General features: G+C 46.1%; 27 protein-coding genes and 1 tRNA gene. 17 read left to right on the forward strand and 11 right to left on the reverse strand.

Translation table 11 applies throughout. The features are described 5' to 3' along the window. Positions 1-77: 77 nt before the first annotated feature. Both GWO68_RS11705 and GWO68_RS11710 read right to left on the reverse strand, forming a co-directional pair. Positions 78-908: a metallophosphoesterase family protein gene (locus tag GWO68_RS11705; RefSeq protein ID WP_162346635.1), complete on the reverse strand. Its 831-nt coding sequence runs from the start codon at positions 906-908 to the stop codon at positions 78-80. A gap of 95 nt (positions 909-1,003) precedes the next feature. Continuing rightward, a complete protein-coding gene (locus GWO68_RS11710) occupies positions 1,004-1,876 on the reverse strand; it encodes a glycosyltransferase family protein (RefSeq protein ID WP_162346636.1) in 873 nt (290 codons plus the stop codon). A 110-nt stretch (positions 1,877-1,986) separates the two neighbouring features. On the opposite strand from GWO68_RS11710, the gene GWO68_RS11715 reads away from it, so the two are divergent. After that, positions 1,987-4,434, forward strand: coding sequence for a type IA DNA topoisomerase (locus GWO68_RS11715; RefSeq protein WP_162346637.1), 2,448 nt, complete (start codon positions 1,987-1,989; stop codon positions 4,432-4,434). Between the two features lie 71 nt (positions 4,435-4,505). On the opposite strand, the gene GWO68_RS11720 is transcribed toward GWO68_RS11715, so the two are convergent. After that, positions 4,506-4,901, reverse strand: a complete 396-nt coding sequence (locus GWO68_RS11720) for an Ig-like domain-containing protein (RefSeq protein ID WP_162346638.1) — start codon at positions 4,899-4,901, stop codon at positions 4,506-4,508. A gap of 446 nt (positions 4,902-5,347) precedes the next feature. On the opposite strand from GWO68_RS11720, the gene GWO68_RS11725 reads away from it, so the two are divergent. Both GWO68_RS11725 and GWO68_RS11730 read left to right on the forward strand, forming a co-directional pair. Continuing rightward, a complete protein-coding gene (locus GWO68_RS11725; RefSeq protein WP_162346639.1) occupies positions 5,348-6,349 on the forward strand; it encodes an SWFGD domain-containing protein in 1,002 nt (333 codons plus the stop codon). Between the two features lie 216 nt (positions 6,350-6,565). Next, positions 6,566-7,159 carry a porin family protein gene (locus GWO68_RS11730; protein WP_162346640.1) on the forward strand — a complete coding sequence of 198 codons (594 nt, stop codon included), beginning with the start codon at positions 6,566-6,568 and terminating at the stop codon, positions 7,157-7,159. Positions 7,160-7,245: 86 nt separating this feature from the next. Here GWO68_RS11730 and GWO68_RS11735 read toward each other — a convergent pair whose 3' ends face one another. The 4 genes from GWO68_RS11735 to GWO68_RS11750 form a co-directional block, all read right to left on the reverse strand. After that, positions 7,246-7,884, reverse strand: coding sequence for a carbonic anhydrase (locus GWO68_RS11735; protein ID WP_162346641.1), 639 nt, complete (start codon positions 7,882-7,884; stop codon positions 7,246-7,248). A gap of 41 nt (positions 7,885-7,925) precedes the next feature. Further along, on the reverse strand, positions 7,926-9,497 hold the full coding sequence (locus GWO68_RS11740; RefSeq protein WP_162346642.1) for a SulP family inorganic anion transporter: 1,572 nt from the start codon (positions 9,495-9,497) through the stop codon (positions 7,926-7,928). A 150-nt stretch (positions 9,498-9,647) separates the two neighbouring features. After that, a complete protein-coding gene (locus tag GWO68_RS11745) occupies positions 9,648-11,042 on the reverse strand; it encodes a HAMP domain-containing sensor histidine kinase (RefSeq protein WP_162346643.1) in 1,395 nt (464 codons plus the stop codon). Then, on the reverse strand, positions 11,039-11,722 hold the full coding sequence (locus GWO68_RS11750; RefSeq protein WP_162346644.1) for a response regulator transcription factor: 684 nt from the start codon (positions 11,720-11,722) through the stop codon (positions 11,039-11,041). Before GWO68_RS11750 ends, GWO68_RS11745 begins: the two co-directional genes overlap by 4 nt. Before the next feature lie 121 nt (positions 11,723-11,843). On the opposite strand from GWO68_RS11750, the gene GWO68_RS11755 reads away from it, so the two are divergent. Further along, the gene (locus tag GWO68_RS11755; protein ID WP_162346645.1) at positions 11,844-12,764 is read left to right on the forward strand and encodes a cation diffusion facilitator family transporter; all 921 of its coding nucleotides are present in this window, start codon (positions 11,844-11,846) and stop codon (positions 12,762-12,764) included. On the opposite strand, the gene GWO68_RS11760 is transcribed toward GWO68_RS11755, so the two are convergent. From GWO68_RS11760 to GWO68_RS11770, 3 genes are all read right to left on the reverse strand, one after another. Further along, positions 12,751-13,110: a DUF1801 domain-containing protein gene (locus tag GWO68_RS11760; RefSeq protein ID WP_162346646.1), complete on the reverse strand. Its 360-nt coding sequence runs from the start codon at positions 13,108-13,110 to the stop codon at positions 12,751-12,753. The two genes, GWO68_RS11755 and GWO68_RS11760, sit on opposite strands and share 14 nt — an antisense overlap. A 1,215-nt stretch (positions 13,111-14,325) precedes the next feature. Beyond that, positions 14,326-14,955, reverse strand: coding sequence for a DsbA family protein (locus GWO68_RS11765; RefSeq protein ID WP_162346647.1), 630 nt, complete (start codon positions 14,953-14,955; stop codon positions 14,326-14,328). Positions 14,956-15,052: 97 nt separating this feature from the next. Continuing rightward, on the reverse strand, positions 15,053-15,835 hold the full coding sequence (locus GWO68_RS11770) for an SDR family NAD(P)-dependent oxidoreductase (protein WP_162346648.1): 783 nt from the start codon (positions 15,833-15,835) through the stop codon (positions 15,053-15,055). A 147-nt stretch (positions 15,836-15,982) separates the two neighbouring features. On the opposite strand from GWO68_RS11770, the gene GWO68_RS11775 reads away from it, so the two are divergent. From GWO68_RS11775 to GWO68_RS11820, 11 genes are all read left to right on the forward strand, one after another. Next, positions 15,983-16,606, forward strand: coding sequence for a hypothetical protein (locus GWO68_RS11775; protein ID WP_162346649.1), 624 nt, complete (start codon positions 15,983-15,985; stop codon positions 16,604-16,606). A 67-nt stretch (positions 16,607-16,673) separates the two neighbouring features. Next, on the forward strand, positions 16,674-16,922 hold the full coding sequence (locus tag GWO68_RS11780) for a winged helix-turn-helix domain-containing protein (RefSeq protein ID WP_202923742.1): 249 nt from the start codon (positions 16,674-16,676) through the stop codon (positions 16,920-16,922). A gap of 69 nt (positions 16,923-16,991) precedes the next feature. Next, positions 16,992-17,315 (forward strand): potassium transporter KefB, encoded by a 324-nt coding sequence (locus GWO68_RS11785; protein ID WP_162346651.1) that lies wholly within the window; start codon positions 16,992-16,994, stop codon positions 17,313-17,315. Positions 17,316-17,351: 36 nt separating this feature from the next. Beyond that, positions 17,352-18,596: a DUF4153 domain-containing protein gene (locus GWO68_RS11790; protein WP_162346652.1), complete on the forward strand. Its 1,245-nt coding sequence runs from the start codon at positions 17,352-17,354 to the stop codon at positions 18,594-18,596. Positions 18,597-18,636: 40 nt separating this feature from the next. Next, positions 18,637-18,927, forward strand: a complete 291-nt coding sequence (locus tag GWO68_RS11795; RefSeq protein ID WP_202923740.1) for a hypothetical protein — start codon at positions 18,637-18,639, stop codon at positions 18,925-18,927. 20 nt (positions 18,928-18,947) lie between these two features. Further along, positions 18,948-19,220, forward strand: a complete 273-nt coding sequence (locus tag GWO68_RS11800) for a hypothetical protein (protein WP_162346654.1) — start codon at positions 18,948-18,950, stop codon at positions 19,218-19,220. Positions 19,221-19,279: 59 nt separating this feature from the next. Beyond that, a complete protein-coding gene (locus GWO68_RS17950) occupies positions 19,280-19,402 on the forward strand; it encodes a hypothetical protein (protein ID WP_262887494.1) in 123 nt (40 codons plus the stop codon). A 96-nt stretch (positions 19,403-19,498) separates the two neighbouring features. Then, positions 19,499-20,293, forward strand: a complete 795-nt coding sequence (locus tag GWO68_RS11805) for a S1/P1 nuclease (RefSeq protein ID WP_162346655.1) — start codon at positions 19,499-19,501, stop codon at positions 20,291-20,293. A 238-nt stretch (positions 20,294-20,531) separates the two neighbouring features. Further along, positions 20,532-21,251 (forward strand): hypothetical protein, encoded by a 720-nt coding sequence (locus GWO68_RS11810; protein ID WP_162346656.1) that lies wholly within the window; start codon positions 20,532-20,534, stop codon positions 21,249-21,251. Between the two features lie 491 nt (positions 21,252-21,742). Beyond that, a complete protein-coding gene (locus GWO68_RS11815) occupies positions 21,743-24,265 on the forward strand; it encodes an outer membrane beta-barrel family protein (protein ID WP_162346657.1) in 2,523 nt (840 codons plus the stop codon). Positions 24,266-24,406: 141 nt separating this feature from the next. Next, entirely contained in the window at positions 24,407-24,598 is a 192-nt protein-coding gene (locus GWO68_RS11820; RefSeq protein WP_162346658.1) for a CsbD family protein, read from the forward strand. A gap of 159 nt (positions 24,599-24,757) precedes the next feature. Here GWO68_RS11820 and GWO68_RS11825 read toward each other — a convergent pair. After that, positions 24,758-24,831, reverse strand: a tRNA-Ile gene (locus GWO68_RS11825). A 100-nt stretch (positions 24,832-24,931) separates the two neighbouring features. Here GWO68_RS11825 and GWO68_RS11830 point away from each other — a divergent pair. Both GWO68_RS11830 and GWO68_RS11835 read left to right on the forward strand, forming a co-directional pair. Further along, positions 24,932-25,564, forward strand: a complete 633-nt coding sequence (locus GWO68_RS11830; protein WP_162346659.1) for an HAD family hydrolase — start codon at positions 24,932-24,934, stop codon at positions 25,562-25,564. After that, the gene (locus GWO68_RS11835) at positions 25,551-26,834 is read left to right on the forward strand and encodes a site-2 protease family protein (protein WP_162346660.1); all 1,284 of its coding nucleotides are present in this window, start codon (positions 25,551-25,553) and stop codon (positions 26,832-26,834) included. The genes GWO68_RS11830 and GWO68_RS11835 overlap by 14 nt, the downstream gene beginning before the upstream one ends. The last annotated feature ends 148 nt before the right edge of the window (positions 26,835-26,982 follow it).

Here is a 26,982-nt window from a genome sequence, read left to right on the forward strand (position 1 = left end):
GTATAGCTTGGAGCAAATGAAGTCAGCTAATATTATAGTTGCAGATGAATTGACGTTTGTAAGCTGCAGTGCGCAGTTTATTGGTATATTTCTTTTGTTGAGACCCTTTCGAATGCTACGGCAGTATTGCTTACACGCATCACAATGTATTCTTCGTCGGCCGCTTCACCCACATTCATATATTGTGTTCCACCTTCTTCCAGCTGGTAGGTCTCAAAACTATGGTTGTGCCCGTGTATGCTCATGCTTACCTTATATTTATTCATTAACTGGCGGTAACGCCGGGCATTTGCTTCGCCAAAAGCAGAGCTTGTTGGCGGAATATGAGACAGCACAAATACCTGATCGTAGTTTTCTCTGTCAGCTAACTGGTCTTCCAGCCAATCCAGGTCAATGCTGTTAAACTCCCAGTTATTTGTATTGATGAAGATAAATTTGGAATGGCCGGCCACAAAACTGAAATCGTAAGCACCATACATTTCCTTGTAAAGCTGCTTGCCATTGCTTACGGCATCGTGGTTGCCAATTACAGTTACCAGCGGTACTTTCAGCCTGCCCAGTTTTTCATTTATCAACCGGAACTCTTTAAGTAAACCGAAGTCTGTAATGTCGCCGTTATGTAGCACAAACTGCACATCATTTCGCTTGTTCAAATGATTTACTATGGCATCGGTATCTTCGTAATACCCTTGTGTATCAGCTATAAGCGCAAACGTGATGGTCGCATCCTGGGGAATGTTCTGTTCTTTGATGCGGTCTATATTCTTCTGATTTAACTGGCGTTCGTTATCAAGTAGTCTTATCTCGTAGGGGCTGTATTCAAACTTTTCGCAGGCCTGCAGCGCAAGAACGAAAACTATAAGCGTAAGCTTTAAAAAGTAGTTATATTTTGTACAAGTGTTATGCATATACCGGTATTAATGGTAGTATATACAAGCAGTACAATTTTTTGTTTAGCGCGATGTATAATTTTTTAAGGTAAAAGCGCCTGCAATGGGTAAAATCAGATAATCTTATAGTTCTTGTATTCCCAGAGGCGATAACCGGTTATACTTTCCACAAACATCCTTATTCTGTCTTTCAGGCTGAACTTCCTGTAACTCAGGTCGTAGTCGAACTTCCAGTTTACGTGGTTTATGCGGTTCTGCATTACAGCCGGGTGCGTACCTTTAAAAAGTCCAAGTGCATCCACACCTGAATAATCAAACTCCTCTACTGTGGCAATGTTTTTCTCCACCCATTCGTCAGAGTGGTACAGGCGGTTAAAGCTTTCACGTTTGCCCTGCATGGCGCGCGGGTCTTTTACCCAACCATAGTGGTAAATGAAGGCGTCGATCAACTTTACATTCAGTTTCAGGTTGTTCCCTTTCCTGAAGCCCTGTGCATCCTGGTAAGAATAAATATCATTTCGGTTGCGCACTACCCGTATCTCGCGGCGGTACCAGCGGGTCGATTCGCCCACATAATCATAAGACCCATAAAAGTGCTTATAGTTGAAGAGCAGGCCATCCACCTTTGCATCATCCTTGTACTGCTCCATAGCCGCTTTTATAGTTGGCAAAAACTGCTCGTGCACCACTTCATCACCCTGTATATAAAAAGCCCAGTCGGAGTCCGGTGAGATGGCGGCAAAGGCTTTGTTAGTTTCTTCGGCAAGCACACGACCGCCTTGCCTTAAAGTATCATCCCAGACAGTTTGTATGATCCTGATCTTTGGAGAATTTATTCGTTGGATCAGACCCAATGTATCGTCTTCGGAGTTACCAACGGCTACTACCACTTCGTCACAGATTGGGAGGATAGATGTAATGGCCTCCACCACAGGGTAATCGTACTTAATGGCATTCCGGACAAAGGTAAAACCGCTTACTTTCATGGGTAAAAATGTGCGCTGATTTGAGGGTGCAATTTAGTTAAAAGGTACCGATTCCCGCATAAAAGCGTTAAATTTGAATTCTGTAGGATAACCTAAAAGTAGATAAGAGCTTGAAAGTTTGCATTGCTGAAAAACCGAGTGTAGCCCGCGAAATTGCCAATGTAATTGGTGCCAGAACCAAAAAGGACGGCTATTTTGAAGGTAACGGCTACCAGGTAACCTGGACGTTCGGGCACTTCTGTACCCTGCGCGAACCCGATGATTACCGCCCTGAATGGAAGCGTTGGAGCATACACGACCTGCCTATGCTGCCGGAACAGTATGGTATAAAACTGATGCAGGACAGCGGTGTGCAGAAGCAGTTCAAGATCATTAAACAACTGTTAGATAATGCTGAAGAAGTAATAAACTGCGGGGATGCCGGCCAGGAAGGGGAAGTGATTCAGCGCTGGGTGTTGACCGAAGCTAAGTATAGAAAACCATTCAAACGTCTCTGGATATCCTCGCTTACCGAAGAAGCCATTCGCCAGGGATTTGCCAAACTGCGTGAAGGTTCGGAGTTTGACTCGCTTTACCAGGCCGGCAAAAGCCGCGCTATCGGTGACTGGTTGCTGGGCTTGAATGCTACCCGCCTGTTTACGCTGAAGTATGCCAACGGCAGCCGACAGACCTTATCTATAGGCCGTGTGCAGACACCAACGCTGGCTATGCTGGTAAACCGCCACCACGAGATCGCCAATTTTGTGCCGCAGCCTTTCTGGGAACTGAAGACCGTGTACCGCGATGTAACATTTGCCAGTACCAATGGCCGTTTCCAAAAAGAGGACGATGCGCAGAAGATTATGGAGGCTATTAAACAGGCCGAACTAACGATTACCGACGTTGAGACCAAGAAAGGAACTGAGGCGCCTCGCAACTTATTCGACCTTACTTCGCTGCAGATAGAGTGCAACAACAAACTGGGCATGTCGGCTGACGAAACACTGAAGACTGTGCAGAGCCTTTACGAGAAGAAAGTGGTATCCTATCCGCGTGTTGATACCACCTATTTGCCTGATGATATTTACCCAAAGATTCCAGGTATCCTGCAAGGCCTCGACAACTATAGAAATGAAGTAGCGCCACTGCTGCAGGACAAGATCCGGAAAACCAAGAAAGTATTTAACAACAATAAGGTTACTGACCACCATGCCATTATTCCTACCGGCTCCTCAGCCAATGGTTTGTATGGCCGTGAGGCGGATGTGTATGATATTATTACGCGTCGCTTTTTAGCTGCTTTTTACCCGGATTGTATCGTTAGCAACACCACGGTTAATGCCGAATCGGCGGGCTATACTTTCAGGGTTAGAGGTAAGCAGATTCTGGAGCCAGGCTGGCGCTTGTTGTATGGTGCCGAGGATATAAAACCGGATGCCCCCGCCGCCAAAGAAGGCGAGGCAGAAGAAGTAACAACAGGTGTGTTACCGCATTTTGATAAAGGCGAACATGGCCCGCACGAGCCGTTGCTGGAAAAGAAAATGACCAACCCGCCAAAAGAATATACCGAAGCTACCTTGCTGCGCGCCATGGAAACTGCCGGCAAACAGATGGAAGACGAAGAGCTGAAAGATGCCCTGAAAGAAAACGGTATCGGTCGCCCATCAACCCGCGCTGCCATCATCGAAACGCTTTACAAACGCCAGTACATCCGCAAAGACAAAAAGAAGATCATCCCGACGCAAATGGGTATCGACCTGATCGGGGTGATTAAAAACCAGACACTGAAGTCGGCGGAAATGACCGGGCAATGGGAGAAAAAGCTGCGCCAGATTGAAGGTGGCGAGTTTAAAGCCGAGGCCTTTCTGCAGGAACTCCAGAACTTTGTGATCAGCCTGGTACAGGAAGTGAAGTACGATTCGGCTACCGTAACTATAGAACCACAGGCCAGCACAGCTGCACCGGCTAAAACCGCTGCAGCTCCTAAAGCTAAAAAGGCAGCTCCTGCTAAAGAGAAGTCCTCAGCGCCAACGCAAGGACTTGGCTCCTGCCCTGCCTGCCAGCAAGGGTATGTTGTAAAAGGTTCGTCGGCGTATGGTTGCATAAGATATAAAGATGGCTGTCGCTTTTTAATTCCGATCGAGCAGTTTGGGAAGCCTCTTAATGAGAAACAGGTAACCGCGCTGCTGACCAAAGGCAAAACACCAACTATAAAAGGACTGAAAGGCGCTGATGGCAACAGCTTTGACGGAATACTGAAACTAAACGGGCAGCAGATACAGGTTGAAGTAGCAGAAAAGAAACCTGCCGTAGACCCGTTTGCCACCTGCCCGCGCTGCAAGCAGGGCAAAATGCTGAAAGGCAGTACCGCCTATGGTTGCAGCCGCTTCAGAGAGGGTTGCCAGTTTAAAGTGCCTTTTGAGCTAGGCGGCAAAACACTATCCGAAAAGCAGATTGCTACGTTGCTTACCAAAGGCAAAACCGGCAAAATTAAAGGCTTTATCTCGCACAAAACCGGTAATGAATTTGAAGCGGCCTTAACTATAAACGAAAACTGGCAGGTGGTTTATCAGTTTTAAACTATAGTCCTACACCACAAAAAAAGGCAACTGCTATAGTTGCCTTTTTGATTTATGTAGATTTGTTTGCCTTATCTAACCGTAAAATTAACCTGCTGCTCTGATACGTTTGTGCGGCCATCAGTAGCTTTTACGTTTAGCTGATATGTGCCTGGCGCCAGGTTTGCTACCGATACCAGTGTATCAAATTCTACCACGTTCTTTTCCGAAACTTTGTTGAAGTTTATCAGGCTTGTTTCGGCACCCATCACTTTAAACTCCATCGTTTTTACAGCATCTTTGTCTACAGCGGTTACGTACACGCGCAGCCCCTGCGACTGGTTAACAGCCTGGTTATTGGTCGGGTTGTTAATGGTTAAGCTCGGCTTAGATCCGTCTGGCTGCATACTTCCGTCTTCAAACAGGTCTTCGCAACCGGTTAAAGCAGCTATGGCAAACAGAGCAGCCAGCATTGTTTTCAGTTTCATTGGTAAGTTGGCTAAAAGTTAATTGCTATAAAAAGCATACAACCCCAAAGTACCATTTATTGGTTCAGTAGCACGCTGTTTTTAAGCAAAAGCAAAGTATAAACTATTTCATTTACAGCAAATTAAATACGCTACAAATTTTTAACATTCTGAGTTAAAACAATATCCACATTGCCATAATACTACTTTATTAGTTCAAAGCCGGCCTGCAGGCTAAACTTTGCTATTTATAGTTGCTGATAGCGGTGCAAATAAGGTAGCCAACTATAAAACAGCGTGCTACTACACGACACAAAGCCAGCCACTTACAGTCCAAATAATAGTATAACGGTTACTCTAACGGATAACTAAATGCTTTATGAACCGTAAAAAAACACGTTGCAAAAGAAATGGCGCAACACGAATAAGGAAGTATACATTTTATTCATCGTAAACCCCATAAATCTATGAGAAGCTATGAAAACTCGGGTTACAACCCGTACAATGACAATGACAGATCAGAAACAAGAGGCTCAGCCAGAAACTATTATTCCGATAATTTAACTAACAGAAGCAGCTATGGCTCGCGCTCAGGTTCTGGCTCAGGACTTGGCTCCGGCACCGATTACAGTGCAGGCTCAGGATATGGCAGCGGCTCTACCTATGGCCGTTCTGCTGGCTCTACAGGAAGCAACTATGGCTCATCATCAGGCTATGGTTCTTCATCTGGGTCAGGTTATGGTTCATCTGGCTATGGCTCATCGGGCTACGGTTCTTCTTCAGGCTACGGCACATCAAACTATAACAGAGGCTTAAGTTCAGGCTCAACTTCACGCTACAGCAGCGATTACGATCGTGGCGGACGTGATAGCTGGGACCGTGCCGGCGACAGAATCGAAAATGCCTGGGACCATACAAAAAACCGCGTATCTAACGCATGGGACCGCATGACAGATGACGACGATTATAACAGAAACAGAAGCTATGGTTCATCATCGGGTTATGGCAGCAGCAACCGTTATGGCTCTGGCAGCAACTATGGTACTTCAAACTATAGTTCAGGTTCGTCAAACTATGGCTCTAACTATGGCTCAGGCAACCTCGGAAGAGGCAGCAGCTATGGTTCAGGCACTTCGTCTTATGGCTCTGGCAACTCTAACTATGGCTCATCAAATTATGGTTCAGGCAGCCACGACAGAGACCGCTACTCAAGCGACTATAGCCGAGGCTACCGTGACAGCAACGAAGACAGAGGCTTTTTTGACCGTGCCGGCGATGAGATAAAATCATGGTTCGGAGACGAAGAAGCAGAACGCAGAAGAAGAATGGATGAGATGCGCGACCGCGAACATGACAACGACTATAACCGTTATGGCAGATCATCGTCTTCTAATTACTCATCAGGAAGCACCTATAGCGGCCCTCCGTATTCTTACGGATCGTCCTCACGCAGAGACTATGAATGGTAGAATTGCCCCAGGTGGCCGTTTATAAGCGGTTACCGGCAGCTTTTTCTACTTTTTGAATAGTGGATGAACCTCCACAAAAAAAGCCTTGCTGTTAATTGCAGCAGGGCTTTTTTATTTGCACTTTTGTTACCCTTAAAATTGATACATTTACAACATTAGCCGCGCGCAAACTATAGTTGCTGCCCGAACTCCGCTTAAACATTACTTATTATACTTATGAAGAAAATTGTACTGTTATTCTGCTTTTTTGCTTTAACGTTTGGCGCTTCAGCGCAACAGCTTGGTATTAAGGGCGGGGCTACTTATGCCACTTTTAAAGGCTCTGATGCTAAAGATTATGATAACCGCTTAGGCTATGCAGCAGGTTTGTTTTATCAGCAGCATATAAACGAGATCATAGGCATACAGCTGGAGGCCCTTTACACATCGCGCGGTGCCCAACGCAAAGTGGGTAACACAGAAGACAGGTTCAGATACAATTATGTAGATGTGCCTTTATTCCTGCACGTGTCAGCTGGTGGCCTTTTCTTCGACCTAGGCCCGCAGGCATCTTTCCTTGCCAAAGCGAAACGCATTACCGAAACAACCGGCACCAACACTACAGTATCTACCAAAACCGACGTAACCGATCATCCTTATACAATTGATCTGGGCTACGCGGCTGGCATTGGTTACCGTGGTGCAAGCAACATTGGCCTTGAGGTGCGCTATACAGGCGGCCTGAAAGACATTGATGATGAAGGCCCTTTTGTTGGCCAGGAACGTCGTAACTCTACCATCTTCCTGATGCTGAGCTACCTGTTCTACTAACTATAGTTGCGGGCAGTTGTGTACTGCCAGCAGATAAAAAAGTCCCGGCCATTAACCGGGACTTTTTTGTTAAGTATAGATTAGCTTTATAATGATTCAGCTTCTTCAGTTACGTTATAAATGCGCTCGTAACGCTTAAAGGAGTTCAGATCAACTTTAAGGTCGCGCAGCAAACCTTCTTTGATATCGTAAACCAGGCCATACAACCTCGGCGGATTATCACTTAACAAAGCATTCTGGATAATGGAGGTTTTAGACAGGTTGTGTACCTGCTCTATTACGTTCAGCTCTACCAGGCGGCGCAGGCGGGTTTCTTCATCGTAAATGCTCATTACCTCGCGCTCGTGCAAACGCATTACATCTTTAATGTTACGCAGCCAGTTATCTATTAACCCAAACTGTTTATTGCTTGCTGCTGCCGCAACACCACCGCAACCGTAGTGCCCGCAAACTATAATATCTTTTACTTTAAGCACCTCTACGGCATACTGCAGTACCGATAGCAGGTTCATATCAGAGTGTACTACCAGGTTGGCAATGTTACGGTGCACAAACATTTCGCCGGGGCCAGTACCCGTAATGGCCGATGATGGCACACGGCTGTCGGAACAACCGATAAATAAATAACGTGGCTCCTGGCCTAAAGCTAACTTGTTAAAATAGTCCGGATCTTCGCTTAACTTATCTGCGACCCACTTCCGGTTATTTTCCATTATTTTTCTCATCTCTATACTTCTTAAGTTTTAAAATCTGTTTTTACGTTTCCTTAATGTACTTCCATGGCTTTAACTTCTGTCACGTTCAGTACCTCTACCTGTATATTACGTTCGTGCGCAGTTTGTTTAAATTCCTGAATCGCTTCCAATACGTCGTAATCTATAAACTCTGAATTTTCGCCGTCAATGATAACATGGCTGTTGTTTGGCAGGTGGTCCAGGGTTAGTACAATGCTGGCTTTGTTCAAGAACGATACGTGCTCGCTGAGCTTTATGCGGATAATATCTTTATCTTTCTGCTCCTCTTTGTGGTAAAAATACGGCGACTTATAGTTGGCTTTCAGGATGTAAAATACGCCAACGGCTAAACCAACGCAAATACCAATCAGCAAGTCGGTGAACAGGATGGCCAGGATGGTAACGATGAACGGAATGAATTGCTCGGAGCCCAGTTTTAATTGCCCTTTATACAAAGCCGGTTTCGTAAGCTTAAAACCAACCACCAGCAACACCGCCGCCAGCGCCGAAAGCGGAACCTGGTTAAGGAACCCAGCCAGGAACAGCACCGACAACAGCAGGAAAACGCCATGTATAAAGCTGGATAGTTTCGTTTCGCCACCGGCTACAATGTTAGCCGAACTTCGCACAATTACAGCCGTCATAGGCAAACCACCAATCATACCGCTTATCATGTTACCAACGCCCTGCGCTTTGAGTTCGCGGTTGGTTGGGGTACGGCGCTTATGCGGGTCGAGTTTATCTACAGCCTCTACACTCAGCAACGTTTCTAAACTGGCAACTATAGCAATGGTAAACGCCACCACATAAACCGATGGATTGGTAAAAGAACTGAAATCCGGCAGGCGTAGTTCGTTGCCAAAATCCTGCAAACCTGAAATAATAGGCAGGTTAACCAGGTGACTGCTTGAAATAGCCAGTTGCGGAAAAAAGTTGCTGAATAGCAGATTTAAGCCAATAGAAGTAAGCACAACTATAAGCGCACCCGGTATAAACTTGAATAGTTTAACCCGTTTAAATGCCGCCGTATCCCATAGTAAAAGTATGCCCAACGACACCAACCCAACTATAAATGCACCCAGGTTTATGGCCGAAAACGCATGACCTAATTCTGAAAATGTATTGTGCCCGTCAGACTGCAAAAAATTCAGGCTTCCAAAGAAATCATCATCAGCGCCCAGAAAATGCGGAATCTGCTTTAATATAAGGATAAGACCAATGGCGGCCAGCATCCCTTTAATTACCGACGATGGAAAGTATAACCCGATAACGCCGGCTTTTAAAAACCCCAATATAACCTGCAGCACACCAGCCAGCACTACAGCCAGCAAAAATGCCTCGTAGGTTTGCAACGTCTCGATACCATTAAGCACGATAACGGTAAGGCCGGCGGCCGGGCCACTGACACTCAGGCTAGAGCCGCTAAGCCACGATACCACTACGCCACCAACTATACCTGTAATAATACCGGCAAACAACGGGGCACCCGAAGCCAGCGAAATGCCCAAACAAAGCGGCAGGGCCACCAGAAAAACTACCAGTCCGGCAGGCAGGTCCTTTGACAGGGGTGAAAAATTAAATGTTCTGTTCGTTTCTGATCTCATATTTTATCTCCTAAAGAAATCAGCGATTGCCCCCGCCCTTGTAGTTACCGCAAGGACAGGAGCAAAAGCCAATTAGTCTCACCTAATGCTACAAAACTATAGCGGCGGTATTAAGGCAGAATTAAAACGAGATTAAAAAGAGATTAAAATTCAGGAATGCGAAGGTATAAAGCCATGCGCCTGCGGTAAGGTAAGCGTAACTTCAGTGCCCTGGTTTATTTTTGAGTGTACGGCTATCGTGCCACGGTGCAGTTTAAGTATGCGCTCCGTAAGAGGCAAGCCAATGCCATGGCCGGTAATATCGCGCACATTCTCCGCCCTGAAAAAAGGTACAAACACATGTTTCAGGTCTTCTTCAGTTATACCCAGACCTCGGTCTTTTACAACCAGCATCACACCATTACGGCTTAGAACAATACGTACAGCAGCACTTTTGCCCGTTGGTGAGAATTTAATGGCATTCTCGATTACGTTAACCATGGCTATCAGTAACAGCGCTTCGTTGCCTTTCACTATCAGCCGGTCTTCTTCGTCGGGCAGGTCGGCAAAATCAATGTCGATGTGGGCATCGGGTTGGCGTTTCATTACCTGGTCGCGGGCCATCCAGGCAAGTTCGTCAAAGCGAAGGTAAACCTGTTGTATTTTAGATGAATCTATACTTGCCTGTGCTATTTGCAGCAGGCCGTTGGAGAGCTCTGTAAGCAGGCGGGCATCCTCTAACGTAGACTGCAACACACGCTGGTATTCTTCGGGAGTACGGGGTTTCATCAGGGCTACTTCCAGTTCGCCCATCATGGTGGTAAGCGGGGTGCGCAGCTCGTGCGAGGCATTAGAAACGAAGGTACTTTGCATCTCGAAAGCCAGCTCCAGGCGTTCCAGCATTTTGTTAAAGGTTTGGGCCAGGTGCGAAAGTTCGTCTTTACCACCGGCATTGCTCAGGCGCATGTGCAGGTCCGAAGCGCTGATCTTTTCTACCTCACTTACTACTTTGGTTATCGGCCTGAGGGCACCTTTCGAAAATACCCAGCCGGCCACTACCACTACTACCAGCGAGCCCAGCAACCCAACTATAAGTATAACTTTCAGGTGTTGCAGCTTTTTTAAACTATAGGCATCCACTGACGAGGCCAGCACCACAAACTCGCCCTGGTTATCTTCATACAAAATGCCCACTACCTGCCGCACTCCCTGCTCAAAATGCAGTTCTTTTTCTCGGCGTACGCGGTTCAATAAGGTTTTATCTACAGCAAGGTTCTTTTCATTTCCTTCTAAAAAAATCTGCTTATCCTGGCTGTTGTAAATTTTTACTACCTCGTAAGGCAGCACCTGGTAAAACCGGATCTGGTTCATGCGCCGTGCCCGGGCATCTGCTTCATCGGCATCAAACACATAAGTGGCTACCACTTTTGCCCGCGTAAGTATGCGGTCGTAAAAATCTTCCTGCCTGTAGATAGACGTGAAATAATAAATAACCAACGAGAACAGCACCAACAGCAAGGTAAAAATGCCGGCAAACTGCAGGGTTAGTTTAGTCCTGATCTTCATGCTTCCAGTTGTTCTTTCAGTACGTAGCCCATGCCTACCAGCGTGTGTATCAGTTTGGCCGGATGATCTTTGTCTATCTTTTTGCGCAGGAAATTAATGTATACATCGATCACGTTACTGCCGGTGTCAAAAGAGGTTTCCCAAACCTGTTCGGTAATATCTACCCTGGATACGACACGCTCTTTATTACGCAGCAAATAATACAGTAAGGCAAATTCGCGGGCTGTCAGGTTAATGGGTTTGCCGGCCCTTGTCACTGTTTTCTTTACCACATCCATTTCCAGGTCGGCAATCGTTAGTTTTTCGCCGGCGGTGTTGTCGCTGCCGCGGCGATTCAGGGCGCGCATGCGGGCCAGCAACTCTTTAAACTCAAAGGGCTTGGTCAGGTAATCGTCGGCACCGGCATCCAGGCCGGTTATTTTATCGTCGGTTGTACCAAGGGCTGTCAGCATGAGGATAGATACCGTAGGGTTTTGTTTCCTGATCTCGCGGCATACTTCCAGCCCGCTCATGTGCGGCAAAATTACATCCAGTATAATTACGTCGTACTCTTTTTGCAGCGCCAGCTTTACGCCAAATGTACCGTCATAGGCCTGATCTACTTCAAAGGCCTGCTCCTCCAGCCCTTTTTTTATAAAGGCCGCTACCTTGGGTTCATCCTCTATCAACAATACTTTCATGCAAGCTCTGCTTCTTTTACTATCTTTCAACAATAACTATGTTGTTGCCTGGCTTAACCAATAAAACGGGTTAAAGTTAAGCACAGACATCAAAAAATACGATTACAACGTTGTTTAAACTATGGCACACAACCATTCGCACCATTCTCACGACCATGCGCATCACCACGGGGGTAGCAACATAAAAGTAGCTTTTTTCCTGAACCTGGGATTTACCATACTGGAGTTTGTAGGTGGTTTCTGGATAAACAGCGTGGCCGTTATGTCAGACGCCCTGCACGACCTCGGCGATTCGCTGTCGTTGGGCCTGGCCTGGTACTTCGAGAAATTATCTAAAAAAGGCAGCGACCGTAAATTTTCGTACGGCTACAAACGGTTCTCGCTGCTGGGTGCGGTCATAAATTCGGTGGTACTGCTGGTGGGTTCGTTCTTTATACTTTCGGAGGCTATTCCGCGCATCTTTGACCCTGAGCCAGTAAATGCAGCCGGCATGATCGGGTTTGCTATAGTTGGCATACTTGTAAACGGTGCTGCCGTGCTGCGGCTAAAAGGTGATAACTCGATAAATGAGCGCGTGGTGCGGCTGCATTTAATGGAAGATGTGCTGGGCTGGGTGGCCGTTTTGGTTGGCGGTATAATCCTTTACTTTTTCGATTTCCCGGTCATCGACCCGCTGCTATCTATAGGCATAACGCTTTATGTGTTGTATAACGTGGTGCAGAACCTGCGCGAGAGCCTGAAAATATTGCTACAAGGCACGCCTGCGCACATTAACCTGGATGACGTGCAAACCCGCCTGTTAACTTTACCGAAAGTACAATCGATACACGACTTGCACGTCTGGACTATGGATGGCAGTTACAATATATTAACACTGCATGTGGTGGTAGAAAACAATTTGCCCCTGCAGGAAACCGAAACTATAAAACAGCGCATCCGGGAAATGATGAAGGATTTTGCCGTGCAGCACGTAACTGTAGAGCTGGAAGTGCCAGGCTATGAGTGTGCCCACGAAGCGTGCAGCAATCCTAATTCTGATTAAGCAATACCGCCTCCCGGATCAGTTCACCAAAGTAAGCTTCGTCAATATCGTCGGTGGTACGCACTTTAATATGCAGGTGCTGGCCATTGCGGCTAACCAGTCGGCGGGCAGGGTCTGATAGCTCCTTGCCCCTGAAAAACCCAAAATGGATGCCACTGCGCGAAGACGCAAAGTAACAGACAGGGCCATAAAAGAAATAACACGGATAATCCCAGCGCACACATTCCTCCAGGTGCGAAACCGATGCATGAATGATACGGCGTAGTTCCAGGGCAAGCGGCACCTTTTCCGGGCTCAGTTTTTCGATGTACTCGTCAACCTGGTTTGTAGTGGCTTTCGTTCTCATAGTCTGCTGGCAGGCAGAGGCCTACTCATAGTTTTGTTCCTAAATATACGAGATATTTAATATTACAGTCAACTATAACCATTAATTTACTACCAGTTATTACTTTAGAAAACTATAGCTGCCAATTGGGTTCTTGTTTGGGATAGCTGTTGGTTTTAACTATAGTTTGATTTATAGTTAGCGATTTTACACACCTTCTCCCTTCTCAGGATAGCCATTGCTGCTTTAGTTATAGTTAGCTTTTTAGTTCTATAGTTTACATTTTAGCTCACCCCGGCCCTTTCCTAAAAGGAGAAGTAGTTTCTGTAATTATTTCTTTTGTCATCCTGGAAGGATCTTGTGAGAAGTGAGGTTATACTTTTGCTATAACACACCCCTACCCCTCTCAAGAGGGGAATTTCTGCTATAGCTATAGTTAGGTTTATAGTTTCATAGTTAGTGTTGGTCATCCCCCTGCCCCCTTCAAAGGGGCAGGGCCGTTAAGTTCTAGCAAATTCTCCCCTTGAGGGGAGCGCAGAGGGGTGTTTGTATTAGCGGGTGAATTTAAAACTGGCTAACAATAGGCTTTTCGGTCCTGAATAACACCCCTATAATCCCCTCAAGGGGATAGTTCTCGGCAGAACTTAACGGCCCTGCCTTCAAAGGGGGACTTTCTGCCATAGCTATTGTTGAATTTAAAGTTCTATAGTTACAGTCCATCGACGGACAGGTCGCGACCTGTCCCTACGAAAACACTAACACGATAAATTTCGGAGCTTATCGGTTTAAAATATAGTTAGCGCGTAATAGCAGAACGATCACAGTTTTTGGGTTGAGCGCCTTTGACTTGTTGCGGTGCCGTTAGGCAATCCGACGCAGGAGGATAGCAAGAAGGCAGCAGCGCGATGCCCGAAGACGAGCCCTCGCGGGCTTGGAGCGAGCCAAGTGAACTATAAAACTATAGGTAAGTAGAGCTCCCAGGATTACAAGATTGTTTGAAAGGAAGGTTTGGTGTAAGTTGCAATAATAGCAAACTATAGGACATATAAGATGTCTCGGCTAACGCTCGACATGACAAATAAACTACAACTATAGCCCAGACGCTAGCAGGAGCTGCGCACGCTGCTTGGCCTTCATCAACCTTAAGCTGTTATAGATTTCTCCTGAGGTTGAAATGACAAATTAGTAAAAGACATCTAAGATTGCTCGACATTGCTCGAAAAGTCACACCACAAACTATAAATGACTTAAAAGCCTTTGTTCTAACTCATCTAACTGGCAGAAACCTTTAGAAACCAGCTCTACCCCCTGCCTTGTCTGCAGAAACACGCTCGGGAAATTGGTAGCACCCAGTCTGGCAACTGCTTCAAATTCTTCGTCGAGCTGCTGCATTACTTCTTCCGACTCAAACAAGGTTAAAAACAGGTTCTCCGACACACCAAACATCCGGGCAATATTGGTAAGCACGGCTGTATCGGTCAGGTCCAGGCCATCGGCAAAAAAGGCGGAATGTAGGGCGCGTAAAACTTCCAGGGTTAGTACAGGACGCAGCAAACGCATGCAAAGCAGGGCCCGGCAAGCTGGCTCGGTATCAAACACATAATGCTTTTGCAGGAAAAACCGAAAATCGAAGGGCAGATGCGTGCGCTGCTGTACCCAATGCCAGCTGGTGGCAAGTCTTTCACGCTCTTCGCGTTGCAGGGGCTCTGTGGCGTAGGCCTGCAGATTACCAAGCTGTACCTGCACCTGTAGCCTGCCCCGCCACAACGCAGCAAGCCGGCGAACTACCTGTGTAAACCCGTAGCACCAGGAGCACATCGGGTTGGTTACGTAAAGTATAGTTGGCGTATTGGATGATTGTAGCATAATCAGCAGCTTTTGAATTGCCTATAGTTTACCCCGGCGGGCGCTGATTTGTTCCGGAGAAAGTTGTTGATTGCCTTTAAGTCACAACTCCTATATTCTATACATAAATCATTTTCATGGTCATGCCACCATCTATAGTTATGCTTTGGCCTGTTATAAAACCTGCCTTATCAGAGCATAGAAATAGGGCTGCTTCGGCTATGTCTTCCGGGGTGCCTACCCTGCCAACTGGGTGCTGGGTTTTGTCTTGTTGGGTGTGCTGTGGTGTATACTGCTGGCTTTTTTTCTGCCACGGGCCTGTTTCTATCCAGCCGGGCGCAATGGCGTTTACACGTATATTATCTGTTGCCAGGCTTATGGCCAGTGAATGGGTAAGCGCTTCGAGGGCACCTTTTGAGGCTGAGTAAGCAAAGGTATTGGGCTCTGACATAAATGCACGCGTACTGGTTATATTCAGGATAGACGCCTGTGTTGCCTTCCGAAGCAGGGGTAAACTATACTTGCAGCACAACACGGTCCCTCGCAGGTTAACGGCCATCGTTCTGTCAAATTCTGATAGCAGCATTTCTGCAAGGTCGCCCATAAACGGGTCAGCGATTCCGGCATTATTTACAAGTACATCTACCTGGCTATAGTTCGCTTCTACGTGTTGCATCAAAGCAACTACTTCATGTTCCTGGCTAATGTCGCAATGCATAAACGTAACTTCCAGTTTTTCCTTTTTCAACCGCACTACTGCCTCCTGGCCAGCTTCTTCGTCGGCATCTGTTATAACTACGCAGGCACCTTCGCGGGCAAATGCCTGTGCCATGCCCAGCCCAATGCCCTGTGCGCCTCCGGTTATCAGTATAGTTTTGTTTGTATAGTATGTGCTGGTCATTTTTCTTGCTTTGGGGTTGTGTATACTAACTATAGTTCTGGTTACAGGTTACTTTTAAATTTAAATTATAGATTTTAAAAATATTTTAGCCACGATACTTGACTTTACGTATTTTAATATTAACTTTGAAATTCAAAGTTCTTTATAATGAACCAACAGCAAGACCAGTTAGAAGCCCTGCACGAGATCCGTAACATCATGGATCGCTCTTCCCGCTTTATCTCGCTTAGCGGCTTGTCCGGTGTTTTTGCGGGCTTGTCGGCGCTGGCAGGTGCAGCGGTAGTTAAATGGTACTTCAGCCAGCACAACATAAATTATTACAACGACCTGGCCAGCAATCTGACCCGCGCTAACATCCTGTTTGTAGTAGCGGTAGCAGTGGCAGTGCTTATAGTTGCGTTTTGTGCAGCTACTTACTTTACGGCCCGCAACGCCCGCAAAAACAACCAACGCACCTGGGATAAGCAGTCGAAGCGGTTGCTTTGGAACCTGGCCATACCGTTGGCAGCCGGCGGCGCTTTTTGTGCCATACTTTTTTACCATAACCTGTTATACCTGGTAGCACCTGCCATGCTGGTTTTTTACGGACTGGCACTGTTAAATGGCAGCAAATATACGTTAGGCGACATCCGGTACCTGGGCATTTTTGAAGTTATACTGGGGCTGATTGCGGGCATTTTTGTAGGGTACGGGCTGCTACTCTGGACCGTAGGGTTTGGCATGCTGCATATCGTTTACGGGGCGTTGGTGTACTTTAAATACGAGCGCTAGCAAACCTGTGAAAGCGTATCTTGAAAATATAAACAAAGCCTTCGAGAGCAGGGCGCGACTTGGCATTATGTCGGTGCTGATGGTGGAAGACAAGGTAGATTTTAATACGTTGAAGGAAACACTGAACCTGACTGACGGCAACCTGGCCAGCCACCTGCGTGCCCTGGAAGAAGCCGAATACCTGCGTGTGGAAAAACAGTTTGTAGGCCGCAAGCCCAATACAACCTACCACGCTACCGATGCTGGCCGCGAAGCTTTCAAAAGCCATTTAGATGCCCTGGAGCAGCTTATTTTAAATAACAGACCTAACAGTTAAATTTTTTTATAGCTATACTTTGAAATTCAAAGCACTTTAAACAATCCAAAACATTAAAACCAGAAGATCATGACACAGCCACAACATGTTCAGCAACAGCCCTCTTTTATGGTACCCGTTATTACAGGTGCCGTGTTTGCCTTGCTCGTTATTTCTTTTTTTGTATTCGGCGCCGATAACCCGCCTGCGGAATGGGGAAAATACTGGCAGATCAGGCCGCTGATTATTACACCACTGGCCGGTGCGATTGGTGGCACCTGCTACGCATTCCTGAATTACCAGAGCAACCGTGGCTTTAATAGAACGCTGGCTGTTATCCTGGGCCTGGTAATTTACTTTGTCGGGTTATGGCTGGGTACGGTGTTAGGCTTAGCCGGCACCATGTGGAATTAAGCAGGCAGCAACTATAAAATATCAAACCACCATCCAATGAAAGACGAAATACTTTCGCACCTCAACGAACCGGCGCAACTTGAGAAGTTGTACCGCCGCGACAAAGCGCCGTTTAAGCGTGCATTCAGTGCGCTTTACCCGGAGCTGCAAGGCAACGCCCTGGCCGAGTTCTGGAACGAGCGCCTCAACTATGAAACAGAAGAAATTTCGTGGGGCACCCGGAGCGAGTTTTTGTTTGTAGTGATCGCGGCGCTGCTTGCTGGTATCGTTGCCAAGTTGCCCGCCATCTTCCCTATCAGCGAAGAATTCTTTTACCCACGTAATATCAGCTTCCTGGTGTTCCCGTTCCTGGCTGCCTACTTTGCCTGGAAAAATAAGCTCTCAACCGGCAGGCTTTCGTTCATCAGCTTTGTTATAGTTGTTTGCCTCCTGTACATCAATTCCTTACCCAATAACCCGCAAAGCGACACCCTGGTGCTGGCCTGTATACACCTGCCCTTACTGCTCTGGGTTATATTGGGAGTAGCCTTTACAGGTGACCAGCTCAGCAACTATACAAAGCGCCTCAGCTTCCTGCGGTTTAACGGCGACCTGGCTGTAATGTGTGCGCTGCTGGTAATTGCCGGTGTATTGATGACGGGCATAACGATCGGTTTGTTTGAGCTGATCGGGTTTAAGATAGAAGAGTTTTATTTTGAGTATGTGGTTGCATTCGGGTTACCGGCTGTGCCTATAGTTGCCACGTTCCTGACACAAACCAACCCGCAGCTGGTAAACAAAGTATCGCCGGTGATAGCCCGTATTTTTAGCCCGCTGGTGTTAGTAATGCTGGTTATCTACCTGGGTGCCATTATTTTCTCCGGCAAAGACCCTTACAACGACCGCGAGTTCCTGATGCTGTTTAACGTGCTCCTGATCGGGGTTATGGCACTCATCTTTTTCTCGGTGGCCGAGACATCCACAAAAACAAAATATAATTCGGGCATTTGGGTGCTGCTGCTCTTATCTATAGTTACGGTGGTGGTTAATAGCATTGCACTGTCGGCTATTTCGTTCCGCATTTCGGAGTGGGGCATTACGCCAAACCGGGTGGCAGTGCTGGGCGCCAACGTGCTTATGCTGGTGCACCTGCTTATAGTTACGGTCATGCTGTTTAAAACCGCTACCAAAAAAGCCGACATCTCTGAAGTTGGCCGCGCCATAACACTCTACCTACCAGTTTACTTTATCTGGACGGTTATTGTGGTGTTTCTCTTCCCGCTGCTCTTCGGTTTCAAATAAAATATTTAACATAATTTACAAACTATAAAACACTACACTTATGATCATGCAAAACAAAAGATTAACCTACATAGTGGGCACAGTTGCCCTGCTGTTATGTATTCCGCTGGTGGCCATGCTGTTTACCGATGAAGTAAACTGGAGCCCCTTCGATTTTATAGTTGCCGGTGTATTGCTGCTGGGCACGGGGCTGGCCATTGATTTTGTCTTCCGGAAGGTACAGAACAGAGATCACCGCCTGATGATCTGTGCCGTTATTCTGGCAGTGCTTTTTTTGATTTGGGCTGAGCTGGCGGTTGGTATTTTCGGGACACCGTTTGCGGGCAGTTAATCTCTAACTTTACAACTGATATGGATAAGTCATTGCATTTCGGGAACATAGCGAGTGCCGCGTTTGCTGTAGTTTTGCTTATAGTTGGCGTGCTAAATATGGTACTAGTGCATCCGGTGCCCGGCCTTATGTACTTTATGCTTGCCATCCTTTACGTTCCGGCCACTAACAGCCTGCTCCGCAAAAAGCTGGGCTTTGGGGTGCCTGCTATAGTTAAAATTGCGCTGGGCATTGTTATCATTATGTTTACCCTTGGCGTAAGCGACCTTGGCGATATGATCGATAAACTGTAAAAGTTACTTACTAAACCTACCTTACAATAAAGCTGGTGTTTCGCCTGGCTAAACTATAGTTGCTGGCTATCAAAATCCGTATTCCCATAGTTTTTGATGATCAGTTTAAAGCTATAGTTTGGTCAGGCGAAGCGCTGTTTTTAGGCAATACAACTATAACTTCAGAACGATTGAAACTATAACACCGGCTCTAACAAATATCGGTCGCGGCTATCATCTTTCAGGATAAATTTCTGACCTTTGCTCCCGAAAAATTCTAACCTATAGTTTTTACATCAATGGCATTTAACGCGCTTAAAAAATTAGTATTGGCCGGCCTCTTCCTGTACTTACCTTTCCAGTCGATGGCCTGGGGTATGCTGGGGCACCGCGTAGTAGGCGAAATTGCAGAACGCAACCTGAACTGCAAAGCAAAAAAACAAGTGAAGAAGATACTGGGTAACGAGTCGTTGGCAATGGCCAGCAACTGGGCCGATTTCATTAAGTCTGACCCTTCGTTTAAGTACCTGGATAGCTGGCACTACATTAACTTTAAAAATGGCCTTACCCTGGACCAGTTTACAGCCAACCTGATGCAGGACACTGCAACCAACGTGCACACCAAACTGAACATGCTGGTAAAAGAGCTGAAGAACAAGAACCTGTCACAAGACAAAAAACAACTATACCTGCGCCTGGTAGTGCACATGGTAGGCGACATACACCAGCCCATGCACACCGGCCGCCCCGAAGACCTTGGTGGAAACCGTGTAAAACTGTTCTGGTTTGGCGAGCCAACCAACCTGCACCGCCTCTGGGACAGCGACCTGATTGAGTCGCAGGACCTGAGCTACACCGAATATAGCACGGCCCTAAACTATACGACCAAAGCGCAACGCCGCGAACTAAAGAAACAGCCTGTAAGCCAATGGCTGTATGAGTCTTACCTGATCAGCAACAAACTATACGCAGAGCTAAAGCCGGAAGAAAAGCTTAGCTACCGCTATACATTTGACCACATCGATACGCTGAACGACCAATTACTGAAAGGCGGCATCCATTTAGCCGGACTGTTGAACGAGATTTTCGGGTAACTATAGCTAGCCCTGCCAAAAAAGCCTTCCCGCAACTATAGTTGCAGGAAGGCTTTTTCAATTTAATGAACTCAGGTTAACAGCCCTAAACAATCACAGGTTTGCAAAACTTTTTAACTTTCTAACTCTTAAACTCCCCAACTTTTTAACTCCTAAACTCACTAACTCCTAAACTCCCCAACCTTCTCCCCTGTTTCCTGCGTTAAATACTGCAAGTACAACTTATAAGTTGAAGGCCATGAACACCCTACCCATCAACTGGCTTACAGAAGGCTTACTGGATTTTGAATATAAAAAATACCTGTTGCTGGCATACCTGCAAGCCGTAAAATCCGAATTTGGGCAGCACCGCCTGTACCCTGTTTTCTCAGACCTGATTATGCATTACCGCAACCTGGTGCAGCTGAAAGAGCACAAGCAACTGGTGTATGAACAATTTCCGCAGCGCATCAGTCGTGCCGATTTTGAGAAGCTGGAATTGGTGTACCAGAAAATTGTGGAAGATGACGAAACCATGCAGCAGATTGAGGAGATTATACAGTTTGCGACTCCTATGTTTGGCGAAACCCTGGAAGAAGGGAAAGAACTATACGACTTTGTAGAGCGGCACCTGGAGATAAGCCCGGTTGGCATTACGCCCATTTACCACGACGAAGGTTACCTGTTCCTGGATACCTATGCCGCTAAAGAGACCCAGGTATACATGTACCGCATAACCGTTTTTAAAAACACCTACGAGCAATACCGCGGCATCCATACCGAGCATTTACAAACTATACGCCGGGGCCTGAGCCTTACCCACGAAAACCTGAAGGTAAGGCTACTTAAAGAACGTAAAGAACTACCCAACCCCGCCACTTTTGTAGTAATAGCCAAAGTACCGGTGCCCCTGGAGCAAAGCCTGCTACCAATAGCCAAACGCTCGCTCGTAAAATATGTAACCAAGCTCAGTGCCTGAACTATAGTAGTTTTAAAGCAGCAGTATCATATTTATGTTGCTGGAGTAAACTATAGAAATTATCAGTTTATAATCATTGCAGGATTTTGCAACAATTTGCCATCTAACTGTATCAGCTTGCCCATGAAAACATGCCTTAACGGATGCCAGGCCAAATGCTATAGTTTCCAGTAATCAAACCTATAATACAAGACTGGCAGTTCGGTCTATGAAGCGCTATTCATGGCGCTTTATTATTTGTCTTAACTATGGTCGGTTAACTCAATTTTGCGGGTATTTCCTGGCTACGCCACAATTTCTGCTAAATCCCGACCAGTTGTGCCCACAACCCGACCAAAAACTCATCGGGGTCTTATGCCTTTTTATATAGAAATGCAGTGTGTTGGTATAATCCGTTTTAGCACCTCAGAAAAGCACCTTTACTTTGTAGCAGTGAAGTTGAAGAACAGCTCGCGGAGAACGGATTATAAGAACCTATCCTATAAAAAATTATGAAAAAGAATGTACTTCTTTTATTACTTGGCCTGAGCACTGCCCCGGTTTTTGCCCAAACCCAGCAAGGGCGACCAATGCAGCAACAAGCTGCGCCCATACCGGGCACTACAGCACCAAAAGGCAATGCTAAAATTAGTGGTGTTGTGCTGGATGCTGATACCAAAGCACCGGTAGAATTTGCTACAGTTGCCCTGGTAAATGCCGCCACAGGCAAGCCTATAGATGGTACCATGGCCGATGAAAAAGGCCGTTTCACGATAAATAAAGTAGCAACCGGCAAGTACAAGCTGCTTGTTTCCTTTATCGGCTACCAGCAAAAGACCCTGAACGAGTTTACCATCTCCTCTGACTCGGAGGACCTGAACATGGGTAGTATTACATTAGCCTCTAATGCCCAGAAACTGAATGAAGTTGTGGTAACCGGCGAAAAACCGTTGGTTGAAGAAAAGATAGACCGCACCGTTTACAACGCCGAAAAAGACATAACAAACGCCGGTGGTAATGCTGCCGACGTGTTACAGAAAGTGCCTTCGCTATCGTTAGACAACGACGGTAACGTGCAGCTGCGTGGTAGCTCAAATGTGCGCGTGTTAATAAACAACAAACCATCTGCCATCATGGCCGGCAGCATAGCCGATGCACTAAAGCAGATCCCTGCTGATCAGATCAAATCAGTAGAGGTTATTACATCGCCATCTGCCAAGTATGACGCCGAAGGAACCGCCGGTATCATCAACATAATCACTAAAAAAGATGGTGGCCTGCAGGGGGTTACGGGTTCGGTGGCAGTTGGTGTAGGCACACGTGGCAGCAATGCAAATGCAAGTTTAAATGTGCGCCGTGGTAAATTAGGCATAAATGGCACATTTGGTGGTAACATGTTCTACAATAAAGGAGATCTCACCAATACCATGATCTTCTATGACAATCCGGAAACGCTGGATTTTGATGAAAGCTCTTACAGCTTCCAGAGTGGCAATACAAGAATTAATGGTGCTTTTATGAATGGTCAGTTAGGTTTTGAATATGACCTAACACCGCAGAACAATATCTCCGGCAGTATCCGGTCTAATGGCGGTTTATTCAGAATGCAGAACGATCAGAATGTGTTTTCAGAAACCAGTACAGCGGAAAGGGAATTTGATAATAAGATCAGAAACCGTAACCAGCGTATGAGCACAGACTATAATTTAGACTATACGCATTATTTTAAAAAGCCGCAGCAAGAACTGGCTATCCTTTCGCAGTTATCGGTTACAGATGTTGATAGCAAAATAGATCAGGATTACTCTACCAACGGCGAGGCACCTTATTCGCTGGTTAGGAATACAAATAACAGCCTTAACGAAGAGTTAACTTTTCAGGTAGACTATACGCATCCGTTCAACAATAAAACATTGCTTGAAATAGGTGCCAAGAACATCATGCGTGATGTAACAAGTGATGCAAAGTATAACGAAACACCTACTCCGGCACAACCAAGACCTGACGATGCTTTCTTTTATCAGCAGGATGTTTATGCGACTTACCTGACTTATGGTTTTGCTTTAAAGAAAAAACTTAACGTAAAGCTGGGCGGCCGTTACGAGTACACCGACGTAGCAGCTGATCTGAACGGGACAGAAAGAGACTATACTACCGATTATGATAACTTTATCCCAAGTATAGCCCTGTCGTACAGCATCAAGAATGTGCATACCTTTAAGGCTAATTTCACGCAGCGTATTCAGCGCCCGTCCATGAATTTCCTGAACCCGTACCTGCAAAAGCAAACATCCAATACGTATGTGCAGGGTAATCCGAACATAGATGCAGAGTTAACCAACCTGTATGAGATTGGCTATAGCACCTTCTTTAAAACGACCTCTATTAACGTAACAGGTTATATGCGTCAGACAGATAACGCCATCGAAACTGTTGCTTCGCCATATACTACTGGAGATGGACAGCCTGCTACGTTGCTTACTTTCCAGAACATCGCTACCAACAAAACCTATGGCGTTAGCTTATTCGGCAATACAAAGCCTACCAGCAACTGGACAATTGGAGGTAGTTCCAACATTTATTTTGTTGACCTTAACAGCAAGTATAACAGCAACAGTGGCTGGATGTATAACATCAATGCCAACTCGTCTTATACATTCGGAAAAGGCATCAGTGCTCAGTTTAACGGTGGCTTTAACTCACGTCGTGTACAGCTGTTAGGCAAGTTCAACTCTTTCTCTTTCCACCAGATTGCTATTAAGAAAGAATTGTTCGATAAAAAAGGCGGCGTCAGCATTGGTCTGGATAACCCGTTCCGTAAGAGCATGAAAATGGAGAATGATGTGGTTGCTTCCGCAACACCGGTAAACCCTGCAAGCTACGAACAACATATCCGCATCAACAATTATAACCGTGGCGTGCGTGTTTCATTCGATTACCGCTTCGGTAAAATGGACCAGCAGCGCCCACCAAAACGCAAAAAATCAATCCGTAACGATGATGCCAAGCAAGGCGACGGCGGCGGAGTGCAATAACTAATTGCCATAACCTATTTGCTAACCAAAGAAGCCTCTCCTACACCAGGAGGGGCTTTTTTATTTTAAGGATGATTCAACAGACGCATTAACGCCACGTAAACTATAGTAACTACATGTTTAACTAAAAACGCTAAAGCCATGAATGAGACAGAATATAGAGCACGCGGCAACTGGAACGAGCTAAAAGGCAAAATAAAGCAACAGTACGGCGATATGACAGACGACGACCTGACTTACCAGGAAGGCAAACAGGATGAGTGGCTGGGCAGGCTGCAACAGAAAACCGGAAAGGCCAAACATGATCTGAAAAGATGGATAGACTCGTTGTAGTCTGTTCCGATAAAGCTGTAGTTTATTCAATTACGCTTAAACTATAGTTGCTACTTAGTTTTACAAAAAATGAACTATAGCCGTGCAACATTGGAATTTGGTTGTACGGTTAAAACAAAAAAGCACTTATCTCTAACAGAAATAAGTGCTTTTAATTTGTGGGCCCAGCTGGAATCGAACCAGCCACCTACTGATTATGAGTCAGTTGCTCTAACCGAATGAGCTATAGGCCCGTCCCTGAAAGTTGGCGCTAAAAAGTGCTTTCTTTGATTTGGGAGTGCAATTCTACATATTTGTATCGAGATTTTCAAATGCAACGCAAAAATTTTTTCTGTGGATTTACAAAATATTAAGAACATCATCTTCGACCTGGGCGGGGTGATCATCAACATTGATTATAACAAAAGTATACAGGAGCTGCTAACCTACAGTAACACAGGCAGTGCCATGGAATTTACCCAAAAGCAGCAGTCGCATTTGTTCGACTTGTACGAAACTGGCAACAGCACCTGCCAGGAATTCAGGGATAGCCTGCGCCGCGAATATAATTTAACTGCCACCGACGAAGAGATAGACGCTGCCTGGAATGCCATGCTACTGGATATACCAAAAGAGCGCATCGAGCTGCTGCAGGAACTGGGTAAAAAGTATAGAATTTTTCTGCTGAGCAATACCAACGCCATTCATCTCAAAAAATTTAACGAGATCGTAGCGCACAGCTTCACCATCCCTAACCTGGATTCGTTGTTTGAGAAAAGCTACTACTCGCACCTGGTGGGCAAGCGCAAGCCCGATGCTGCCATTTTTGAGCAGATACTGGCCGAGAATAACCTGAACAAAGAAGAGACCCTGTTTATAGACGACAGTATACAGCACATTAACAGCGCCAACAGTTTAGGTATAAATACCCTGCACCTGCAGCCACCCCTAACTATAAATGCGTTTTTTAAGGATGCCGTTAACTAAGCAGCAAAACTATGGCCTGCACCTGCTGCTATTTATAGTTACTTTTATTACCACAACTATAGCCGGTGCCGAGTGGATGACGGGCAAACTGTTTTTTCTGGGTCCCGAGGAATTTACATGGACCGGAAGTATAACCTGGGCTGAGTTTTGGGCTGGTTTATACTTTTCGGTTCCGTTTCTGGGGGTGCTTACGGTACATGAGTTCGGGCATTATTTTACGGCCAGGCACTACCGCACACAGGTTACGCTGCCGTATTACATACCGTTGTGGTTTGGCATTACGGCTGCTATTGGCACAATGGGTGCGTTTATTCGCATCAAGAGCCGCATTTATTCGCGCCAGCAGTTTTATGATATTGGCATAGCCGGGCCATTGGCTGGGTTTATAGTTGCTATTCCTTTGTTATGGTATGGGTTTACGCACTTGCCTGCACCGGAGCACATTTTTATCATTCACCCCGAGTATCAGCAGTATGGCCTGGATTATGCGGCACATGTATACAATCAGGGCGTGGGCAATTTCTCGCTGGGCAACAACCTGCTGTTTACACTTTTCGAAAACTACGTAGCCAACGGCCCGGTGCCAAATGCTTACGAGATCATCCATTACCCAATTCTGTTTGCCGGTTACCTGGCCTTGTTTTTTACAGCGCTAAACCTGCTTCCTATAGGGCAGTTGGATGGCGGACACATCCTGTACGGACTTATCGGTTATAAGCGTTTTAACAGGCTCTCTCCTATCTTTTTTGCCTTCTTTGTGCTCTATGCCGGGTTGGGTGTTATATCGCCTTATAATGAGCCGCTGTGGTCTGATGAGCTACTGTTGTTTTTTGTACCGTTCACTTACTGGGCTTTCCGGAAGCTGATAGACGACAGGAGATTTAGCGTGGCAGCTGCCTTGTTTATGCTGATGTTCCAGTATAGTTTGGCCACCACTTTACCGGATTGGGCAGGCTATATCTGGGTGTGGCCGACATATGCGTTGTACCTGGTTTTTGTGTTACAGCCAGCGGCACCAAAGTTAAAGTTTGCGATGTATGCAGCTATAGTTATAGTTGTAGTACAGGTGCTGATCAGCTTTCTGTTTCCGGAAGCAGATGGCTATAGTGGCTGGATCGTGTACAGTCTGCTGCTATCGCGGGTAATGGGCTTGTTTCATCCGTCTTGCCCTAACGAGAAAACACTTACGCCATTCCGGAAAGTATTAGGTGTTTTAGCTTTTGTGATATTCTTACTTTGTTTCAGCCCCACGCCTTTTGTAATTGAGTAGATCTATAGTTGAGCTCCTTATAAAGTAGGATTGGATAGCTTTGACTGATGTTTCGGTCATCCATGCCCGAAAGAGCTAAACAAATACAGCTAAATTGAATAAACATAAAAGCCCGGAACAGCTGACTGCTCCGGGCTTTATACTTTAA

The sequence above is a fragment of the Pontibacter fetidus genome (assembly GCF_010119545.1).
Taxonomy (GTDB): domain Bacteria; phylum Bacteroidota; class Bacteroidia; order Cytophagales; family Hymenobacteraceae; genus Pontibacter; species Pontibacter fetidus.

What these genes read in the sequence shown, in the direction of transcription:
- GWO68_RS11740 (WP_162346642.1), bottom strand. Translation starts at nt 9,497, where the DNA reads ATGAGATCAGAAACGAACAGAACATTTAATTTTTCACCCCTGTCAAAG.
- GWO68_RS11725 (WP_162346639.1), top strand. Translation starts at nt 5,348, where the DNA reads ATGAGAAGCTATGAAAACTCGGGTTACAACCCGTACAATGACAATGAC.
- GWO68_RS11810 (WP_162346656.1), top strand. Translation starts at nt 20,532, where the DNA reads ATGAACACCCTACCCATCAACTGGCTTACAGAAGGCTTACTGGATTTT.
- GWO68_RS11765 (WP_162346647.1), bottom strand. Translation starts at nt 14,955, where the DNA reads ATGCTACAATCATCCAATACGCCAACTATACTTTACGTAACCAACCCG.
- GWO68_RS11730 (WP_162346640.1), top strand. Translation starts at nt 6,566, where the DNA reads ATGAAGAAAATTGTACTGTTATTCTGCTTTTTTGCTTTAACGTTTGGC.
- GWO68_RS11835 (WP_162346660.1), top strand. Translation starts at nt 25,551, where the DNA reads ATGCCGTTAACTAAGCAGCAAAACTATGGCCTGCACCTGCTGCTATTT.
- GWO68_RS11770 (WP_162346648.1), bottom strand. Translation starts at nt 15,835, where the DNA reads ATGACCAGCACATACTATACAAACAAAACTATACTGATAACCGGAGGC.
- GWO68_RS11755 (WP_162346645.1), top strand. Translation starts at nt 11,844, where the DNA reads ATGGCACACAACCATTCGCACCATTCTCACGACCATGCGCATCACCAC.
- GWO68_RS11710 (WP_162346636.1), bottom strand. Translation starts at nt 1,876, where the DNA reads ATGAAAGTAAGCGGTTTTACCTTTGTCCGGAATGCCATTAAGTACGAT.
- GWO68_RS11800 (WP_162346654.1), top strand. Translation starts at nt 18,948, where the DNA reads ATGGATAAGTCATTGCATTTCGGGAACATAGCGAGTGCCGCGTTTGCT.
- GWO68_RS11735 (WP_162346641.1), bottom strand. Translation starts at nt 7,884, where the DNA reads ATGAGAAAAATAATGGAAAATAACCGGAAGTGGGTCGCAGATAAGTTA.
- GWO68_RS11820 (WP_162346658.1), top strand. Translation starts at nt 24,407, where the DNA reads ATGAATGAGACAGAATATAGAGCACGCGGCAACTGGAACGAGCTAAAA.
- GWO68_RS11795 (WP_202923740.1), top strand. Translation starts at nt 18,637, where the DNA reads ATGATCATGCAAAACAAAAGATTAACCTACATAGTGGGCACAGTTGCC.
- GWO68_RS11720 (WP_162346638.1), bottom strand. Translation starts at nt 4,901, where the DNA reads ATGAAACTGAAAACAATGCTGGCTGCTCTGTTTGCCATAGCTGCTTTA.
- GWO68_RS11780 (WP_202923742.1), top strand. Translation starts at nt 16,674, where the DNA reads ATGTCGGTGCTGATGGTGGAAGACAAGGTAGATTTTAATACGTTGAAG.
- GWO68_RS11705 (WP_162346635.1), bottom strand. Translation starts at nt 908, where the DNA reads ATGCATAACACTTGTACAAAATATAACTACTTTTTAAAGCTTACGCTT.
- GWO68_RS11745 (WP_162346643.1), bottom strand. Translation starts at nt 11,042, where the DNA reads ATGAAGATCAGGACTAAACTAACCCTGCAGTTTGCCGGCATTTTTACC.
- GWO68_RS11775 (WP_162346649.1), top strand. Translation starts at nt 15,983, where the DNA reads ATGAACCAACAGCAAGACCAGTTAGAAGCCCTGCACGAGATCCGTAAC.
- GWO68_RS11790 (WP_162346652.1), top strand. Translation starts at nt 17,352, where the DNA reads ATGAAAGACGAAATACTTTCGCACCTCAACGAACCGGCGCAACTTGAG.
- GWO68_RS11785 (WP_162346651.1), top strand. Translation starts at nt 16,992, where the DNA reads ATGACACAGCCACAACATGTTCAGCAACAGCCCTCTTTTATGGTACCC.
- GWO68_RS11805 (WP_162346655.1), top strand. Translation starts at nt 19,499, where the DNA reads ATGGCATTTAACGCGCTTAAAAAATTAGTATTGGCCGGCCTCTTCCTG.
- GWO68_RS11760 (WP_162346646.1), bottom strand. Translation starts at nt 13,110, where the DNA reads ATGAGAACGAAAGCCACTACAAACCAGGTTGACGAGTACATCGAAAAA.
- GWO68_RS11815 (WP_162346657.1), top strand. Translation starts at nt 21,743, where the DNA reads ATGAAAAAGAATGTACTTCTTTTATTACTTGGCCTGAGCACTGCCCCG.
- GWO68_RS11750 (WP_162346644.1), bottom strand. Translation starts at nt 11,722, where the DNA reads ATGAAAGTATTGTTGATAGAGGATGAACCCAAGGTAGCGGCCTTTATA.